Origin of the sequence: Tuberibacillus calidus DSM 17572 (assembly GCF_000430685.1) — a bacterium.
Lineage (GTDB): Bacteria > Bacillota > Bacilli > Bacillales > Sporolactobacillaceae > Tuberibacillus > Tuberibacillus calidus.
In genome coordinates this window covers 12086-30006 of the sequence record NZ_AUMM01000020.1, presented here as the reverse complement: position 1 = coordinate 30006, position 17921 = coordinate 12086, and the positions used below count along the sequence as shown (strand labels likewise).

15 protein-coding genes are annotated in these 17921 nt (G+C 43.5%); 9 read left to right on the top strand and 6 right to left on the bottom strand.

Features of this window, described 5'->3' with window-relative positions; translation table 11 throughout:
- Positions 1-205: 205 nt before the first annotated feature.
- The 3 genes from H532_RS0106350 to H532_RS0106335 all read right to left on the bottom strand — a co-directional run bounded on the left by H532_RS0106350 (position 206) and on the right by H532_RS0106335 (position 2327).
- A complete protein-coding gene (locus H532_RS0106350; protein WP_027724794.1) occupies positions 206-673 on the bottom strand; it encodes a GNAT family N-acetyltransferase in 468 nt (155 codons plus the stop codon).
- Positions 674-928: 255 nt separating this feature from the next.
- Positions 929-1588 carry a VanZ family protein gene (locus H532_RS0106340; RefSeq protein WP_027724793.1) on the bottom strand — a complete coding sequence of 220 codons (660 nt, stop codon included), beginning with the start codon at positions 1586-1588 and terminating at the stop codon, positions 929-931.
- Between the two features lie 139 nt (positions 1589-1727).
- Positions 1728-2327, bottom strand: a complete 600-nt coding sequence (locus H532_RS0106335; RefSeq protein ID WP_027724792.1) for a hypothetical protein — start codon at positions 2325-2327, stop codon at positions 1728-1730.
- Positions 2328-2820: 493 nt separating this feature from the next.
- Between H532_RS0106335 and deoD the strand changes: the two genes are divergently transcribed.
- Positions 2821-3528, top strand: coding sequence for a purine-nucleoside phosphorylase (deoD, locus tag H532_RS0106330; RefSeq protein WP_027724791.1), 708 nt, complete (start codon positions 2821-2823; stop codon positions 3526-3528).
- Positions 3529-4104: 576 nt separating this feature from the next.
- On the opposite strand, the gene H532_RS0106325 is transcribed toward deoD, so the two are convergent.
- The 3 genes from H532_RS0106325 to H532_RS0106315 form a co-directional block, all read right to left on the bottom strand.
- Positions 4105-5040, bottom strand: a complete 936-nt coding sequence (locus tag H532_RS0106325; RefSeq protein ID WP_245566424.1) for a glycine betaine ABC transporter substrate-binding protein — start codon at positions 5038-5040, stop codon at positions 4105-4107.
- A 119-nt stretch (positions 5041-5159) separates the two neighbouring features.
- Positions 5160-6002 carry an ABC transporter permease gene (locus H532_RS0106320; RefSeq protein ID WP_281169029.1) on the bottom strand — a complete coding sequence of 281 codons (843 nt, stop codon included), beginning with the start codon at positions 6000-6002 and terminating at the stop codon, positions 5160-5162.
- On the bottom strand, positions 5999-7207 hold the full coding sequence (locus tag H532_RS0106315; protein ID WP_027724788.1) for a quaternary amine ABC transporter ATP-binding protein: 1209 nt from the start codon (positions 7205-7207) through the stop codon (positions 5999-6001). Before H532_RS0106315 ends, H532_RS0106320 begins: the two co-directional genes overlap by 4 nt.
- Before the next feature lie 268 nt (positions 7208-7475).
- Here H532_RS0106315 and H532_RS0106310 point away from each other — a divergent pair, with 268 nt between their 5' ends.
- From H532_RS0106310 to H532_RS0106265, 8 genes are all read left to right on the top strand, one after another.
- Positions 7476-8042 carry a GbsR/MarR family transcriptional regulator gene (locus H532_RS0106310; protein WP_245566423.1) on the top strand — a complete coding sequence of 189 codons (567 nt, stop codon included), beginning with the start codon at positions 7476-7478 and terminating at the stop codon, positions 8040-8042.
- 829 nt (positions 8043-8871) lie between these two features.
- The gene (locus H532_RS0106295) at positions 8872-10059 is read left to right on the top strand and encodes a M20 family metallopeptidase (protein ID WP_027724786.1); all 1188 of its coding nucleotides are present in this window, start codon (positions 8872-8874) and stop codon (positions 10057-10059) included.
- A 131-nt stretch (positions 10060-10190) separates the two neighbouring features.
- Complete coding sequence (locus tag H532_RS0106290; protein ID WP_027724785.1) at positions 10191-10385, top strand: DUF3311 domain-containing protein; 195 nt, start codon at positions 10191-10193, stop codon at positions 10383-10385.
- Positions 10382-11851, top strand: a complete 1470-nt coding sequence (locus H532_RS0106285; protein ID WP_027724784.1) for a sodium:solute symporter family protein — start codon at positions 10382-10384, stop codon at positions 11849-11851. The genes H532_RS0106290 and H532_RS0106285 overlap by 4 nt, the downstream gene beginning before the upstream one ends.
- A 513-nt stretch (positions 11852-12364) precedes the next feature.
- On the top strand, positions 12365-13360 hold the full coding sequence (locus tag H532_RS0106280; RefSeq protein ID WP_027724783.1) for a sugar-binding protein: 996 nt from the start codon (positions 12365-12367) through the stop codon (positions 13358-13360).
- Positions 13357-14805 (top strand): sensor histidine kinase, encoded by a 1449-nt coding sequence (locus H532_RS0106275; protein WP_051263182.1) that lies wholly within the window; start codon positions 13357-13359, stop codon positions 14803-14805. The genes H532_RS0106280 and H532_RS0106275 overlap by 4 nt, the downstream gene beginning before the upstream one ends.
- A complete protein-coding gene (locus H532_RS0106270; RefSeq protein ID WP_027724781.1) occupies positions 14798-16327 on the top strand; it encodes a response regulator transcription factor in 1530 nt (509 codons plus the stop codon). The genes H532_RS0106275 and H532_RS0106270 overlap by 8 nt, the downstream gene beginning before the upstream one ends.
- 101 nt (positions 16328-16428) lie before the next feature.
- The gene (locus H532_RS0106265) at positions 16429-17721 is read left to right on the top strand and encodes an ABC transporter substrate-binding protein (protein ID WP_081412351.1); all 1293 of its coding nucleotides are present in this window, start codon (positions 16429-16431) and stop codon (positions 17719-17721) included.
- Positions 17722-17921: the final 200 nt, after the last annotated feature.

Sequence of the window (17921 nt, the reverse complement as noted above, 5' to 3'; positions counted from 1 at the left end):
GGCCATCACTCCTTTATGCTAAAAAGATACAAATGTCCTTTCAATAACCACAGTTCTGTAAAAGAAGTGCGCTTTATACGTTTTTTTAATTTTCCACTTACCATTGTTTATTAGATAAGTACCCTAACATATTTGCAGCTTTCAGCCTATTGAGGTCATTGCAACAAAAAAGACTAAGCACACTCCAAAACAGTACTTAGTCTTTTCATTTTACAACCCCCCGCATTCGGATGACTTTTCCATCAAATTCCGGGCCGATAGCCGTTAAGCCGATTTTGTCATAAAATTTAAGTGCACTTGTATTAGTCGGGGATACCCTTAAGTGATATTCACGGATTTTTTTCGATTTAAAAAAATCCATCGCATAATCATGTAGTTCTTTTCCTTTACCTTTTCCCCGCATTTCGGGGACTAAATAGTAAAGGTGGACATACCCAATTACTTGGCCTTCATATTCTCGAATCGAACATTCCAACTGGCCGATGTATTTTTGACCTTCTTTTGCGAGGACAAAACCATCCGGGAATTCCGTGATTTTTTCCTCCAGCCAACGTAAATAGTCTCCTTCATCACCAAATGCGGTAACATCTCCGAAACTCACTATAAAAGAGTCTTTTCGGAAGGTAATGACCGTTTGACGGTGTTTGTTAATATCAATCGTTTCAAAATACACGCGATCCCACCTCACTTAGGCTGTTTCTTAATATTTCTGCTAATCTTTTTTGCCGAACTCAAAATTTATCAAAAAGCTTGCCTTTTTTTCGGTTATTAATAAGATAACCATATCTTCCACCATCCTGCAAAAGAGTGACAAGCTTGTGTCCATAATGATTCGCTAACCGCTAGAATCATTTACCCTCACGCCATTCTTTTCCGAAGTCCTCTGTTAAATTAGTTGATTATTGGAAAAATGAGGAAAGCCCGATCGTTACCTTAAAAAAATGGTTGCGTTCTTATTTTTTCTTGCACGTCTTAATAACGTTTCAATCTTTGCCCAAAGAATATAACAGCCAACGCCAATAACAGCCCCTAATGTATTTAAAATGACATCATCAACATCTGAACTTCTTCCCCTAACCATTTCAAACACTAAGGCGAAAATACTTTGGAAGAATTGGACAAACTCAATTCCGATTGAGCATAGTAGAGAATAGACTATAGCTTGTTTATTACTCTTTGCCCACTTGAAATAAAGCATAGTAAATGCTAATGGGGTAAGCATAACGGCATTGCCAATAATCTCAAATAACGGAGAAGGGTTATTATGAATGACATCAATTATTCCTTTAAAGGGTACTAAATTAACAGAATAGACAATATATTTCATGTTTTCTAATGTGATATGTACATTCCCAGAAAAAATAACCTCTATCGTATTATGGTACAGTACGCAAAAATATACCGAAAAACAGATCCCTATTATCCAATCAAATACATAATGTAGTCTTGTTCGCTTTAATAGAAAAATCATACAAGCTGAGACCAAAACGGTGTTCAGCAAAACTTGCAAAATCAAAGAAATAGAAGAATAGAAAATCCCTGGTCCGTAAAGGATAATAGGTATACATAATAATATATATTTTCTCATAACCCGCCTCCTAAAGTTGATAATTATAACAGTTCTCCTGACCCTCTGAACTTGATGAACCAAAAAATGGCTAAAATCAATAACAAACTTAAAAAAATGTTAAACGGCTTTTAAAACAAAACGATCCTTTTCGCCCCTATTACTTCAGTGGACGCGACGATAAAAGTTGCACTAATTCTTTATCATTGACATCGCGAATATCAACAATCTTGTTTTGGCGATTAAGGTTGATATAGCCCGTGACAGTGGTCATGTTTGTCTTGCCTTCTTTTGTCAAAGCCAACTTAATTTTAAAAGTGTAAGCATTATGTTGACTGTTCTTTTCCAATTCAATGGTATTGGGGTGAAGTTGATATCCTATGCGAAAGGCATGCGGTAGCCATCTTAAGATTTGGTTGACATTGATAAACATTTGATATTGGTTTTCCGCAACAAGGTCCCGATAATTTTGATCGATGTAATGCTTCAATGCCAAGTTTTGTTTTGCAAAGTCGTCTATCCTTAATATTTTGCTTAATTCTTCATTCGGACCAGTGAACTCCTTTTTCAAATAGGTGCGGACGATTTGCTCGCCTGTTTGCTCATTTTGCGAACCGACGCCTGCTTTTTTCCCATTTTCAGAAGCAACCGTTGTCGGCTTTTCTTTGCTGGTCGAGGAGGCCGAATCAAAGAGCGCGCAACCGGTATTGATCATCAAAAAACAACCTAATATCATAAACCCAGTAATAAACCTTTTCATAACGTCCCCCTGAAGTTTTTTGGAGCATCATCCATATTTCCTAACATATTCATCCTCTTAAAACTCCAATTGGAAAATTTACCCTTTATTTAACTTTACTCTAATTATCAGTATATTGCAACATTAACTTTCTTTTACTTTTTGGCGTGCAGGTTACCACATCCAGATGCCCGCTAAAGTTCACGTAAAATCTTATTTTTCATGAAGCATCAAGTCTCATACTGGTAAAAAAATAAATCATTTCAACCGGCCAATCTTAGGACAACTAAGGCCCTACCTTCTCCTAGAAAGACTTGAGTATTCTTTATACTTGTCAGATAGTAATTTTTTTGCCTGCATATGTGTAGTTACGGCCCCGCCCCATCTAAGAGACTTGTCAGAGCCACGTTTTCTTTGTTTTACCGCCACCTAGTTTTTCCCGCTCCGATCGATTTGGTAAAATAAAAGGGTGTAACCTATTGATGGATGACATAATGAGTAAGGAGAGATGGTTATGTCTATACATATCGGCGCTAAGCCGGGTGAGATCGCTGAATCGATTTTACTACCCGGCGATCCGTTGCGCGCCAAGTATATTGCAGAAACTTATCTGGAAGATGTCACTTGTTACAACGGGGTGCGCGGGATGCTTGGCTTTACCGGAACCTATAAAGGAAAACGCGTCTCCGTTCAAGGCACCGGCATGGGCATTCCGTCCATCAGCATTTACGTCAATGAATTGATTCGCGAATACGGTGTGAAAAACCTTATTCGCGTCGGCACTTGCGGAGCCATGCAAAAAGACGTGCATGTTCGCGATTGTGTTCTTGCACAAGCTTGCTGTACGGATTCTTCCATGAACCAACATGTTTTTGGCGGGTTTGACTTTGCACCGGTGGCTGATTTTGAGTTGTTGAAAAAGGCATATGAAAAAGGAACTGAAAAGGGCCTCAACCTTCATGTCGGCAATATCTTCAGCTCTGATATGTTCTACCGCGATGACAATACCTATGTTCAAAAACTGATGGATCATGGTGTCCTCGCCGTCGAAATGGAAACCGCGGCACTTTATACGCTAGCCGCCAAATACGGCGTCAAAGCCCTCACCGTCCTGACGGTCAGTGACCACCTGCTCACTGGTGAAGTGACGACCGCTGAAGAAAGACAAACGACTTTCAACGACATGATGGAAATTGCTTTAGAAACAATTAAAGAGTTTTAATTCAAGGTCACACACGTCAGTCTTTTTTTCAGAACTTGGGACTAAACCGCTTTGCAAAAATAACCCCGGATCATGCTTATGTGGTACGGGGTTTTTTAAAGGACTTATTTTTGAAGAATAATCCGATCTTATATCGTACATGGCAAAGACAATGCCCGTGAGCGTTACATGGTGTTCCCGTACAGATCGACTGTAACGACATCATTTTTATGAAACAATGCGATGTCAACGCGAATGGCGTACCACGCGAGAGGACCTATGCACCTCCGATGTCGTGTCCAAATAGTCATTTCGATCACCACTCATCCGTTTCCCCTATAAACCAGACATAAGCCCAAGCTTTTTGGTGTCGAATCTTCTAAAGCTCCTTTTGCGCAACGATATCCCGCATCTGAAGCTTCAAAATGGTCTTTAGGATACAAATGTTGGAAAAACAACCTCCGAATCAGCCCGGCTTTTCCAGTAAATGAAGCTTTTGAGCTTTCTAATACTAAAAAAAGGCTCCGATGATTAAGCGAACCATCGAAACCTTTTTTAAAAAACGATGAAACGTCACTTTTTATTAAATGAAAGGGGTTATTTCACGCCGGCTTCCCATTTTTTAATCAAATCGGGATTGTCTTTTATAAACTTCTTCGCCGCTTCTTCAGGTTCCATTCCTTTTTGAATGTCAACCATGAGTTGATTTTCTTTTTCCGGATCATAATTTTCGGCCATTTGTTTTAAAACTTTATAAGCAGCCGGGGAGTCTTCTTTAAAACCTTTACGGGCAACAATATAGATTTTGTCGGCCGTTCCGTAAACTTTTTTAGGATCTTTCAAGATTTTTAAATCCCATTGACCGAAAGCCCAATGCGGTTTCCAAAGAGTGACAACAATCGGCGCTTTTTCTTTTTCAGCTTTCTTTAAAGCAGAAAGCATGCCGGCTTCAGAGCTGGATTGCAGTTTCCATTGATCTAATCCGTATTTTTTAATCGCCTCTTGAGTTGCCTTCATCTCACCCGCACCGGGGTCAATACCCGTAATGGTCCAATTGGTCGCTTCACCGAGTTTCGTATTTCCTTTTAAATCTTCTATGGAGTTAACATCTTTCATATAAGTAGGAACGGTTAAGCCAAGCGGAGCTTCATCAATGACTTTACCGATTTTCACGAGTTTGTCTTTATATTTTCCCCAGTAACTTTCATGTGTAACGGGGAGCCATGCGCCTAAGTAGGCATCTGCTGAGCCGCCTGCAAGACCGGCAAACGCAGGACCCGCTTCGACTTGTTTCACATTCACATTATAGCCGACATCTTCAAGAACAGCCTGAGCCAAATACGTTCTCGCCACAACACCCGCCCAAGAGACATAAGGCAAGGTAATGTCTTTTTTCCCAAGTGTTCCAGATGCTTTATCACCGTCTTTACTTCCCGAATCATTATTTCCACACCCTGCTAAAACGACCGACAGAACTAAGACGACAATAAATCCTAATAAGCCTATTTTTCGCCACACATTCGTTATTCTCACTTTTGAAGTTTCCTCCTTTTCAATGATTCTTTTAATATTAAAGCCTTGGGGGAAGGGCCTCGGCTGACATTGGGAAAGCCTCTGCATGCTTAACTTAGCCAGCCGAACTTATTGGGCTATCAAGCCTTATTTTTCTTACGCTCACGACCTTGTGAAATGCGGTCGAGAATAACAGCGATAATAACAAGAGAAAGACCACCTTCAAAACCAACGCCAACATCAATGGTTGTGACAGATTGATAGACAACAGCCCCGAGACCAGGCGCACCGACCATAGAGGCAATGACCACCATCGAAAGCGACAACATAATGCTTTGGTTGACGCCTGCCATAATTGTTGGAACCGCTAAAGGAATCTGAACCTTAGTTAGTCTTTGCCAGGTCGTCGCACCGAAAGCATTCGACGCCTCTACAAGATCCATTGGAACTTGACGGATTCCTAAATTCGTTAACCGTACAACTGGCGGCATCGAAAACACGACGGTTGCGATAATCCCAGGAACAACACCAAGGTCAAAGAAGATAACTGAAGGGATTAAATAGACGAAGGCTGGCATAGTTTGCATAAAATCAAGAATCGGGGTGACGATCGAACGCACCCAATGATTTTGCGACATCCAAATACCAAAGGGGATACCAATGATGATGGCAATGATGACCGATATTAGAATTAATGTTAATGTTTGAACGGTTTCTTCCCAATAACCTAGGTCAGCAATCAACCCAAGCCCAATCAATGTAAAAAGGGCAAAACGCCAACCGGTGCGATACCAAGCCAGGACGAGAAAAATAAGAATGAGCACAATTGGCGGTAAAAAATTAAGAAATGCATTCACACTATCAGCAATCATTGAAATAAAATGGGATAGTCCACCAAAAAAACCTTGTAAATGATCCGTTAAAAAGTCCACGAAGGCTCGAACCCAATGGGCTAATGGGAGTTTTGGAAGTTGATCAATCATTTCGGGTTCACCCCATTTCCATTCAGCGCTTCTTCAATTCCAGCCAGCGCTCCAATGACCGCCCCCCGTATCACAATCCCTTTTAAACGGCCATTTTGATCAATAACCGCAAGAGGAACAGCGGTATTGGCCATCGGTTCAAATAAATCGGCTAACAAGGTATCCGGGTTGATGCCTATATAATCTGTCATGAGTGTTTCTTTTAGAGACTTTTTTTCTTTAATAGCTTCCGAGGCCCGATCAGCCGTGATATAACCTAATAGTTTTTGAGTCTTATCGATCACATAAAGCATCGATACACCGCGGTCCCGCATGAGTTGTAAAGCGACGCGTAACCCTTTATCGACCGTGATCGTTTCTGCCCGCTTCATGACATGAGACGCGGTTAGCACTTTGGAAACATCTACATCTTCCACAAAACGTTCAACATAGTCATTGGCCGGATTCATTAAAATCTCTTCGGCCGTTCCAATTTGTACGATTGAACCGTCCTTCATTAAAGCAATCCGGTCGCCAATCCGCAACGCTTCATCGAGGTCGTGGGTAATAAATATGATGGTTTTCTGCATGGATTGCTGTAATTCTAGTAGTTCATCTTGCATGTCTTTCCGAATTAAAGGATCCAACGCACTAAAAGCTTCGTCCATCAGCAAAATGTCAGGGTTATTGGCCAAGCCTCTCGCTAAGCCAACGCGTTGCTGCATCCCACCGGAAAGTTCATTTGGATATTTATCCAGATAGTCACCAAGACCTACCAATTGTAGGGCTTCTGCTGCTTTTTCTTTCCTTTTACTTTTGGAGACACCTTGGATTTCCAAGCCGAATTCCGCATTTTGTAAAATTGTTTTATGCGGGAGTAAAGCAAAGTTTTGAAAAACCATGCTGATTTTTTTTCGGCGCAAGTTGCGAAGTTGGTTCTTATCCATTGTCGTGACATTTTCGCCATCAATCCAGATTTCACCAGCGGTCGGTTCAATCAGCCGATTTAACATGCGTACAAGCGTGGATTTTCCGCTTCCTGAAAGGCCCATGATGACAAAAATTTCGCCGGCTTGGACATCAAAAGAGGCTTGATTGACGCCAACCGTCATGCCCGTTTGCGATAGGATTTCTGCTTTACTTCGGCCGCGTTCAAGCAACTCAATGGCCCGCTTAGGATTTTTCCCAAAAATCTTGGTGACCCCGCGCACTTTCATTTTTTCCATATCTTCACCTCAATTCTCTTGAAAACCGCTTGCCCTGACCCCAAAAGATCTGACCTTATTAAGCTTACATAACATGGATAAATAAAACAAACTGTATATCCTGTTATATCCGACTATATTTTACGTACAGTTTATACTGTACAAACATATTCTATGAATATGTAAAAATACTCTCAAATGCTCCCGATTCCGCCCAAAGTTATGGGTGTTATTCTTTAAAATTTGCGCTATGATGGAAGTAACGAAGAATCTTTTAACAGGATAGGTGTTGGCATTGTCTTATAACATCGTGGAAAACAACCAAGCCATCATTGAACGTGCCCGCGAGAGGGTTATTGAAACCATCTCCCAGAATATGCATCTTTATGGGGTGACCCCTTCAATCGGTCGTCTGTACGGTACTCTCTTTTTTAATGATGAGCCGATGACGCTTGATGAAATGAAAGAAGCCTTGCAGATGAGCAAAACCAGTATGAGCACTTCTGTACGCACGTTGATGGATTTAAATATGGTCGAAAAAGTTTGGGTAAAAGGAGTCCGCAAAGATCTGTACGCAGCCAAAAAAGACTGGTACCAAATCTTTTTTGATTTCTTCACCAATCAATGGGCGAAAGTGATCCAAATCAATACCAAAGCGATTCATCAATCCATGAAAGAACTTGAAGACCTCTTAAGTAACGAAAATGGGTTGACAGACGAACAAAGAGCTCAAATCCAACTCGACATTGAAAAACTTCGTTATACAGACGCGTATTATCGCTGGCTAGAAAAACTCATCTCTACCTTCGAAAATAAAGCGATTTTCGATTTCGTTAATCGCGAACAAGAACGGTAACCACTACCCGAAACCCTTGTCCAGTGGCATTGTTGGTTAGGCACTTTGGGCGGGCGTTAGGGCCCGTTTTTGGATTGCGATGATGAGACGATCCGACAACCTTGTCTGAGCACATTTTACCCAAGAAATACTAAGGCAAGTGCCGTCTGCCCTTTTTTAAATAGGAACTACGGGAAACCGATGACTGCCCATTTTTATATTGTGATTATGAGATGAGCGATGAATGCCCTTTTTTTGGATGGTGACTGTAGGATAGGCATGAATGCCTTTTTTTGGATGATGACTATGGGCTGGGAGATGAATGCTTTTTTTGGAAGGTGACTGTTGGGCAGACCCAGTTGCCTACGACAGAATAATGATTTTTACTGGAGTCATGCAAGGCTGATTGTTGATTGAATGAAATCTTTTTAGGTGACGCTTTTGGCCCTTTTCGCCAAAAGCGTATTATTTTGACCCTTCCAACCCGGCGTTTTGATACGCAATCGGAAAAAGCGTATCATTTCCTTATCGTCGCCTTCCTGAAATGAGTCACAATCAGAAAAAGAATATCGTTTACGCAAAGGGGGCGGAAAAAGTGTGGGTTATTCTTCAAATATAGCCTGATCCATCAGAATCTTTAATGAAACTATATCTTTCGGACTATTTTCATTTTTGGGGTAAATGTTATAATATCCCCATGTTTAAATTTTAAGATTCTTTTGGGGCATCTACTCTTTTATTCCGATTAACCCGATATGAAATGGTTTTATCGTCCGCAATGGTCACAACGCCCTAGGGACGGCAATAGCCCCCCAACGATGAAAAATACATTTTAGAAAGGAGCGTTTTTATGTCTGTAGGATCATTGGACATCCGTAAAATTGATGAATGGGTCGAAAGTGTCGAAGAGGATGTTGTGAACTGGCGAAGGTATTTACATCGCCATCCGGAATTGTCTTTTCATGAAGAAAAAACCTCGCAATTTGTTTACGACACCTTAACGTCGTTCGGTGGTCTGGAATTATCGCGTCCGACGAAAACAAGTGTCGTTGCGAGGCTTAAAGGCGGTCGACCGGGGCGGGTGTTGGCCATCCGGGCGGACATGGACGCGCTTCCTATTAAAGAAGAAAACGATTTCGAATTCGTCTCACAAAATGAAGGCGTCATGCACGCCTGCGGCCATGACGGTCATACCGCCATGTTGCTCGGTGCGGCCAAAATCCTTTCTCGCATAAAAGAAGACATCCCCGGGGAAATCCGCTTTCTGTTCCAACATGCCGAGGAACTTTATCCTGGCGGTGCCGAAGAAATGGTACAAGCGGGAGTCATGGACGGCGTTGACCAAGTCATCGGCGCCCATCTATGGGCACCGCTTGAATTCGGTAAAATTGCTCTTATCTCTGGACCGATGATGGCTGCTCCAGACGCCTTCCATATCACTATCATAGGTAAAGGCGGCCACGCAGCCCAACCTCATTTGACAACGGACAGCATCGCAATTGCCGCACAAGTTGTCACGAACCTCCAGCATATTGTCTCAAGAAATGTTAATCCATTAGTCCCACTCGTCGTCTCCGTTACCCAATTCATCGCCGGGACAACCCATAACGTCACTCCTGGTTCCGTCTATTTGAATGGAACCGTGCGGACATTCAAACCTGAGTTAAGAGAAGAAGTACCTACTCTTATAGAACGGATCGTTAAAGGCATCACGGACGCCCATGGTGCCACCTATAAATTTAAATATGAATATGGGTACCGCCCGGTCATCAATGACGAGGCAGTGACCGCTAACTTGCGTGAAGTTCTGACCGAAGCATTCGGCGAAGATTTTATTCAAGACGGCCAGCCAACCATGGGCGGCGAAGATTTTTCTGCATACCAACAAAAAGCGCCTGGCTGCTTCTTTTTAATCGGGGCTGGAAACACCGAGAAAGGCATCATCCACCCGCACCACCACCCGAAATTTACTGTAGATGAAGCCGCCCTTCCGATTGGGGTTAAAGCCTTTGTCGCTTGCGCATTAAAGCTGGTATAGAGGCCATTTAAGAAGGTTTTTTACACACGAAACCTTGAAAGCCATGTGCTCATCTCGCGTTCAATCATTAAAAACGGACTGGGCACCGCTTGCCGAACAAACGGTACCCGACCCGCCGGGAGGTTATCAACATGCGTTTCGTGCTCGCTGCATTACCCTTTCTTGCTTTAATCATCGGCATGTTCTTTGCCAATCGAACAGAGCCTTATGTTCTCGGCATGCCTTTTATCATGTTTTGGACGGTCTTATGGGTCGTACTGACCTCTGTGATTATGTTTATTGTTTTTAAAACCGATCCCGCAAACAAGGAGGGTAATGCTGAGTGAATAGCGCTTTGATCGTCATTCTGGCGTTTCTCCTCATCTCGCTTTATTTTGGCATACGCGCCCGGCAAGGCAAACAAATGAACCTTGAACAGTGGACGATTGGCGGGAGGAGCTTCGGGACGTTGTTTGTCTTCATCCTTAGCGCCGGAGAAATTTACACGACGTTCACTTTTCTTGGTGGTAGCGGTTGGGCTTACGGTAAAGGCGGACCGGCGTTATATATTTTATGGTACGGGTCACTCGCATACGCCCTTTCCTACTGGCTGCTCCCCGCGGTCTGGCGGTATGCTAAAAAACATCAGCTTTTGTCACAGTCGGACTTTTTCACAAAAAAATATAACAGCCCCGCACTCGGTGTCTTGGTTTCCATCATTGGCATCGTGGCGATGGTCCCGTATCTCGTCCTCCAGTTAAAAGGGCTCGGCAGCATCGTCAACATTGCTTCCTATGGGTCGATATCATCCGGAGCCGCGATTTGGATCGGCGTCATCGCTGTCGCGGTATACACGACCATCTCAGGTGTGCATGGCGCAGCATGGACTTCAGTGATAAAAGATACGCTAGTGTTATTAGTTGTTATTTTTCTTGGCATCTATTTTCCGATCCATTATTTCGGAGGTTTCTCCGACATGTTCCACGCCATCGACCAAGTGAAGCCTGGATTTTTAGCATTACCGGATCAAGGCATGAGTGTGTACTGGTTCATTTCAACGGTTTTACTTACGGCCCTTGGTTTTTACACATGGCCCCATACATTTGGCGCCATTTTAACGGCGAAAAACGAAAAAGTCTTCCGACGCAATGCGGTTGTGTTTCCGCTCTATCAATTGATTTTATTATTCGTCTTTTTTGTCGGCTTTGCTGCGATTCTTACAGTGAAACCAGCCCTTGAAGGCGCAGAGGTGGATAATGCGCTTCTGGAACTTTCCGTGCAAAGTTTTCCGCATTGGTTTGTCGGTGTCATCGGAGCAGCCGGCTTGTTATGCGCGCTCGTTCCAGGTTCAATGCTTTTAATGACATCTTCAACGATGATTTCCAAAAACCTCTATAAGGTGTTCAAACCGTCGGCAAGCGATGCTCAAGTCTCCAACTTGGCTAAATACTTGGTACCAATTGTCGCTTTAATCTCCTTATATTTTACATTTAAAGGCGGACAGACGATTGTTGCCTTGCTTTTGATGGGCTACAGCATGGTCACGCAGTTTTTCCCGGCTATTGTCTTTAGCTTCCTGAAACGCAATCCGATTACGAAGGTCGGTGCCTTCGCGGGAATTGTTGTCGGTGAATTGGTCGTCGCCTACACCACGGTGACCAATCAAACCGTCGCCACCCTTCTGCCGTTTATGCCGCAAGCCGTGAAGGACTTAAACGTCGGCATCGTTGCCATGATTCTCAACCTAATAGTTACCTTTGTTGTCAGCGCCTTTACTAAGAAAAAAGCCGCTCAAAAAGAATTAGTCGCATAGTAAAAAGAAAATGGCCGACGCTTAGGATAATAATAAAGAAAACTTGAAGCTGACTCATAAGGGGTCGGACCCCGGACTATTGAGTCAGCTTTTTCGTTACCCATATGCTAGCCTAAAAAGGATAGACATACTTACCGATATAAGGAAAACTGAGCATATGCCCGGATATTATTTTATAGTAAAACCTTTTTGCCATAGCCCTAGGGTGAACGCCCATCGACCTACCAAATCTTGCGTATATGTTTTTTAATAGATAAAAGAGTAAGAACCGATTGAGCTTTGACGAGGCATTTCGAACCACTTAAAATTAAAATAAGTATGACAGATTCCCGAAAGCAAGGCTCCAAGTAGCCGCTTCTCGGCCTTCCGTCATAGGATGTGGATTGAGTGGCCCCCGTCGTCATAAGGATCAACTAAGATGTCAGGTGAATGGCCTGCCGCTGCTTTACTTCACTTCATTGATCAGTAAAAGGCCTCTTTTATATAAATTGCTAAAAAAGGCAGGAAACAGCAATGGGGTTTTTGCGACGTTTATTAACAACTGTATTATGTCTGGGTTTCATTGCGTCGGTCTTTTTTTCCGTTTACTTCGGAATGAAAGCGCTACAATTTGGTGATACGGTGATGAAGACGGAGGCAAAAGCGAAGCGAACCTATCATTTCGTCCTCGTCCCTGAAGAAATGGACAATGATTATTGGCGGCTTGTCGAAAAAGGCGCCCGAGCGGCGGAAAAAGATTTCGGGGTAACCGTCGAGTATACAGGGCCGGAAAAAGCGGATACCGAACAGCATATCAAAACCATTGACATGGCCATTGCCTCCAAAGCCGACGGCATCATCACTCAAGGTTTAAATGAAAAAGCTTTCGACCCGATCATTAACAAAGCAATGCAAAAAGGGATCCCCGTTGTCACAGTTGATACCGATTCTCCGACAAGTGAAAGAATCGCCTATGTCGGCACCGATAACTATTACGCGGGCGTCCTTGCAGGCAAAGCCCTTATTCATGATACGAAAGGAAAAGCCATCGTAGGGATTATTACAGGACGCTTTGACGCTAGCCACCAGCGCCTCCGCGTTCAAGGGTTTCGCGATACGGTCAAAAACGTGCCAGGAATCAAGATCGTGGCGATCGAGGAATCCAAAATTACCCGGATCGGTGCCGCGGAAAAAGCGAGCAAGATCCTTGATGAACACCCGGATGTCACAGCCTTCTACGGTACAAGCGCTTTAGATGCCATTGGGATTTCCCAAGTTGCCGAGAAACGGCATTTAACCAGCTCCCTTTATATCATTGGATTTGACACGCTTCCGGAAACGCTCAATCTCATTCGTACAAGAAAAATCGATGCGACCGTCACCCAACAGCCGTATGAAATGGGATACAAGTCTGTTGCGCTCATGCGCGATATTGTCGAAAAGAAAAAAGTGCCCGAAATCACCAACACCGAAACGCGCGTGATTCATCTTCAAGACCTTTTACATAAAGGGGATGCACCCCAGCCATGATCTCGATTCGAATGAAAATCATTATTTATTCAGGCATTCTCATCTTACTTCTGAACGGTATTTCCTTTTTTCTTTACCAAAGCAGTCAAAAAGCCGTTAATCAATATAATGTGATTTTGCAACGCTTTTTCTTGCTAAACGAAGTCTCACAGAGCACCGATGAAGCATATAAAGGCTTAAATGCCTATCTGATTGAACGGGATAAAAAAGACCTGGAGCGCTATGAAAAGGCGCTTCGTGATTTAAATGCGGAAATGCCCCTTCTCAAAGAAAAAATCAATCAGGCCGACCTAACCGTGCAAAATTACGAACATCTCATTGAAAGTTTTCGAGAAGCATGTTCTATCGTCATGAGAGCCTATCAAGAGCAAGATTTGGATGTGTATTCCTCTCATTTAATCGAGGCTGAAAAGATTTCCGGTTATATTCAGGAAACGACTCTAAAACTCATCCAGAAAGAACTAACAAACTATCAAACTTTCTATCATGAGATGGAAGAAAAACATCAATATTTTCGGTCCATGAGCCTTTCCATTTTTATCGCGTCCTTATTATTCGGACTGCTTTTTGCTCTTTGGTTTTCAAAAGGCATGACACGGCCGATCACGCATCTGTCCCTTGCCGCCAAAGAAATTTCACAAGGAAACTTTAACGGCAAAGATGTTCCGGTCACAACCAATGATGAACTGCGTTTATTAACCCAGACGTTTAACCATATGCGCCAAAGCATTCGCGAACTGGTCAAAGAAATGAAAAAGAAGTCCGAGCTGGACCAGCTTTTAAAAGAAATGGAATTAAAAAGCCTGCAAAATCAAATCAACCCGCATTTCCTTTTTAATACACTCAATGTCGTTTCCAAGATGGCCTATATCGAAGGCGCCGAAAAAACAAGCGATTTAATTATCTCGATTGGCACGCTTTTGCGCTATAATCTCGGCAATTTAGATAAACCTGTCACGTTGGAAGACGAGGTCAATGTGGTTAAAGAATACTTTTTCATTCAACGAACGCGTTTCGGGGACCGCGTCAATTTTACAAGTGAAATCGATCCAGATTGCTTACATCTTCCGGTTCCCGTTTTAACGCTGCAACCCATTGTGGAAAATGCCTTCATCCACGGCATCGAATCCATTGAAGAGAAAGCGAGCCTCACGCTTCGGGTGTATCGCAAAGAGGAGCTCGTCATCGTGGAAGTTGAAGACAGTGGCGTGGGAATGGATCAAGAGACGGTACGGAAACTGTTGCAAAAACAACACGAAGAAGTCCCCCTTTTTTCAGGTCACAAAGGCCATTCGACCGGGCTTGGTATGGAAAATGTCATCAAACGCTTACAACTTTTCTATGAAAGGAAAAACGTGATTGACATCCAATCCCGCCCGGGTGAGGGTTCGATTGTCAAATTGCTGCTTCCGGCGAACTTCGCAAAGGAGGTTCAACATGTATAAGCTCTTAATCGTGGATGACGAAGCCGTTGAACGACAAGCGTTAAGAATGATTATCCGTCAATCCGTTGAGAACGCCCAAATTATCGGGGAAGCTGAAAACGGCCGGCGCGCGATTGAACTTGCCGAACGCGAGCATCCCGACCTGATTCTCATGGATATCAAAATGCCTGGCATCGATGGCGTGGAAGCGGTGCGGATAATAAAAAAACGGCTTCCAGACACGAAATTCATTATGATTTCCGCCTTTGACACATTTGAATATGCCCGCCAAGTCATGCAACAAGGCGTCAAAGAATACTTGCTTAAGCCCTCACCAAAAAGGGAAATCGTTGACGCCATCCATCGCGTTTTAAAAGAGATTGAAACCGAGCGGCGAGTTAAAGAAGAACAACATCAATTGCGAACAAAATTGCAGAAAGCGCTTGATTTTGCTCAATCCGAATGGGTTGTTTCCCTATTAATGAATCATCTGAGTGAAGAAAACCTCAAAGAATGGGGAGAAGTATTCGACCTCACCATGCGTTCTGCTTTTGTCATGGTGTTTTCGCTTCCGGAGTCGACCAATAAGTCCAGTTACGCAGCGCTCGAAGCTGTTTTAAAAAATGCTGATGAACAGATTTTAATCAGTCCGATGTCTCGATTCAATATGCCGTCTTTAGTCATGAACCCGTCGGCTCCGCCTAAAGCAGTCGCCACAAGCATACTGAGTCATTTTCGAGCGAGGCATCCAGATGTGCCTTTAAGGATCGGCGTAGGAACACAACAATGGCATATGAATAAAATCGCCCTCTCCTATCGCCAAGCATTGATTGCCCTTGAAAATACAAAGCCTGATGCTCTCATTAACTGCTACAGTGATGAATTTTTTACCGATCGGGAAATAGACTTTATTTTCCAATGCAGCCAACAAATCATTGACGCCATGCGCCTCGGTCACAGCGGACAGCTGATTCAATGCTTTGAAGACTTTTACCACCAAGCTCAACAGCAGCTGGGTCAAGAAAACAAAATCAAAAGAGCGACAGAAGAGCTGCTCGTCCTTATAAAACATGTGGCCGCCGATATGGGGATAGAAATGAAAAATGACGAGGCGTACCGCTCAGCGCAGTCCATCGATCAATGGCGAAGACTTGCCTTAAAGCAAATCGCTTTTATTGCCGCGCATTTCGATGATCCACTGCCGTTCGATGTCAAAGAGACGATGGTGCGGGCGAAACAGCATATTGATGAACATTATTTTATGAAAAATCTCTCGCTGGAAGAAACCGCCGAACATGTCGGCCTTTCTCCCTTTTACTTCAGCAAGCTTTTTAAAGAAACATTCCATATGAATTACATTGACTACTTGACACAACTGCGCATTGAAAAAGCCAAAGAGCTGATCAGAAATCCGGAAAATAGTTTGAAAGAAATATGCTTTGACGTCGGATACCGAGACCCTAATTACTTTAGCCGGGTATTTAAAAAAGTCGTCGGGATCTCACCGAGTGAGTACCGAAAAAGCCTCATCACAAAAAAGTGAAGGTCATCGCAAAAGAGTGAAGATGGTTCCCCTCCCCTGCCATCCACGACATGGTACGATAGTCTTGTAAGGGCTTACAATACTGATTAAGGGGGATTCAAATGAAAAGAAAATGGCTGATGGCATTCACCGCTCTCATTTTGACCTTTTCTTTGGCCCTTCTCGGCTGTAATTCCGACTCGAAAACAGGCGGGAAAAGCGGAGGAAAAAACGGAAAAGGCACCAAACTTGAAATCTTCAGTTGGTGGACGGGTGCTGGTGAAGAAGACGGCTTAAAAGCCATTCTCGCAGACTTTAAAAAGAAACACCCTGATATTAATGTTGTCAATGCGGCCGTCGCAGGTGGTGCGGGAACCAATGCGAAAGCCGTTCTGGCTAACCGCATGCAAGCCGGTGACCCGCCATCTACCTTCCAAGTCCATGGTGGGGCTGAGTTGAATGACGGCTGGGTGGCCGCCGGGAAAATGGAACCACTGGATGATCTGTATGATAAAGAAGGTTGGCGGGATAAATTCCCGAAAGATTTGATTGACCTCGTCAGCAAAGACGGAAAAATTTATTCCGTGCCAGTCGATATCCACCGCGGTAACGTGATCTTCTACAACAAAAAGATTTTTGAAGAAAACGGACTCCAACCGCCAAAGACCTTCGACGACTTTAAGGCTGTTGCCGATAAACTTTTGAAAAAAGGCATTACCCCGCTTGCTCTGGGTGACAAAGAACCGTGGGCCGCGACCATGGTCTTCGAGGATATTTTGTTAGGAAAACTCGGACCCGATGATTATCGAGGCTTGTGGACCGGAAAAGTCGGCTTCGATGATCCGCGTGTCAAAGATGCCGCGGAAACCTTCAAAAGTTGGATTCCATATTTCAACAAAGACCACAGCTCACGGAACTGGCAAGACGCCGCCCAACTCGTCGGTGAGGGCAAGGCTGCCATGAATATCATGGGTGACTGGGCGAAAGGCTATTTTACCAATGACCTGAAACTGAAAACCAATGTCGACTTCGGTTGGACAACAACCCCGAATACAAGTGACGACTTCATGGTTATTACTGATACCTTTGGTCTGCCGAAGGGCATCGATAACCCGGATCAAGTAAAAACCTTCTTGAGTTATCTCGGCTCAACTGAAGCACAAGACATTTTTAACCCATTAAAAGGTTCCATTCCGGCTCGCGTCGATGCCGATCCATCAAAATATGACGAATATGGCAAACAAACCATGGAAGATTTCAAAACGGCACATATCACACCAAGCTTAGCCCATGGTTCCGCCGCACCTGAAGGCTTTCTCACAAAAGTCAACAATGCCATGAACATTTTCGTCACGCAACAAAACGTCGACAACTTTATTAATACGCTTGTCAGTGCTTCGAGTGACTTGAAATAACAGACTCATCGGGGAAGGATGTGTTCTTCCCCGTTTAGCCTTTCATGAAAAGACGATACAATTGAACGCCTTTCACGAAAAGACCAGTACAATTGAACTTTGTTTTAAAGGGTACTATCGTAAACAACGTTTTACCCTTCATAAAAAGACTATACAATTGAACCTTTTATTGATGTTGCCTTTAGGGCACCTCTAGAACG

What these genes read in the sequence shown, in the direction of transcription:
- H532_RS0106335 (WP_027724792.1), bottom strand. Translation starts at nt 2,327, where the DNA reads ATGAAAAGGTTTATTACTGGGTTTATGATATTAGGTTGTTTTTTGATG.
- H532_RS0106275 (WP_051263182.1), top strand. Translation starts at nt 13,357, where the DNA reads ATGATCTCGATTCGAATGAAAATCATTATTTATTCAGGCATTCTCATC.
- H532_RS0106315 (WP_027724788.1), bottom strand. Translation starts at nt 7,207, where the DNA reads ATGGAAAAAATGAAAGTGCGCGGGGTCACCAAGATTTTTGGGAAAAAT.
- deoD (WP_027724791.1), top strand. Translation starts at nt 2,821, where the DNA reads ATGTCTATACATATCGGCGCTAAGCCGGGTGAGATCGCTGAATCGATT.
- H532_RS0106340 (WP_027724793.1), bottom strand. Translation starts at nt 1,588, where the DNA reads ATGAGAAAATATATATTATTATGTATACCTATTATCCTTTACGGACCA.
- H532_RS0106320 (WP_281169029.1), bottom strand. Translation starts at nt 6,002, where the DNA reads ATGATTGATCAACTTCCAAAACTCCCATTAGCCCATTGGGTTCGAGCC.
- H532_RS0106270 (WP_027724781.1), top strand. Translation starts at nt 14,798, where the DNA reads ATGTATAAGCTCTTAATCGTGGATGACGAAGCCGTTGAACGACAAGCG.
- H532_RS0106265 (WP_081412351.1), top strand. Translation starts at nt 16,429, where the DNA reads ATGAAAAGAAAATGGCTGATGGCATTCACCGCTCTCATTTTGACCTTT.
- H532_RS0106280 (WP_027724783.1), top strand. Translation starts at nt 12,365, where the DNA reads ATGGGGTTTTTGCGACGTTTATTAACAACTGTATTATGTCTGGGTTTC.
- H532_RS0106290 (WP_027724785.1), top strand. Translation starts at nt 10,191, where the DNA reads ATGCGTTTCGTGCTCGCTGCATTACCCTTTCTTGCTTTAATCATCGGC.
- H532_RS0106295 (WP_027724786.1), top strand. Translation starts at nt 8,872, where the DNA reads ATGTCTGTAGGATCATTGGACATCCGTAAAATTGATGAATGGGTCGAA.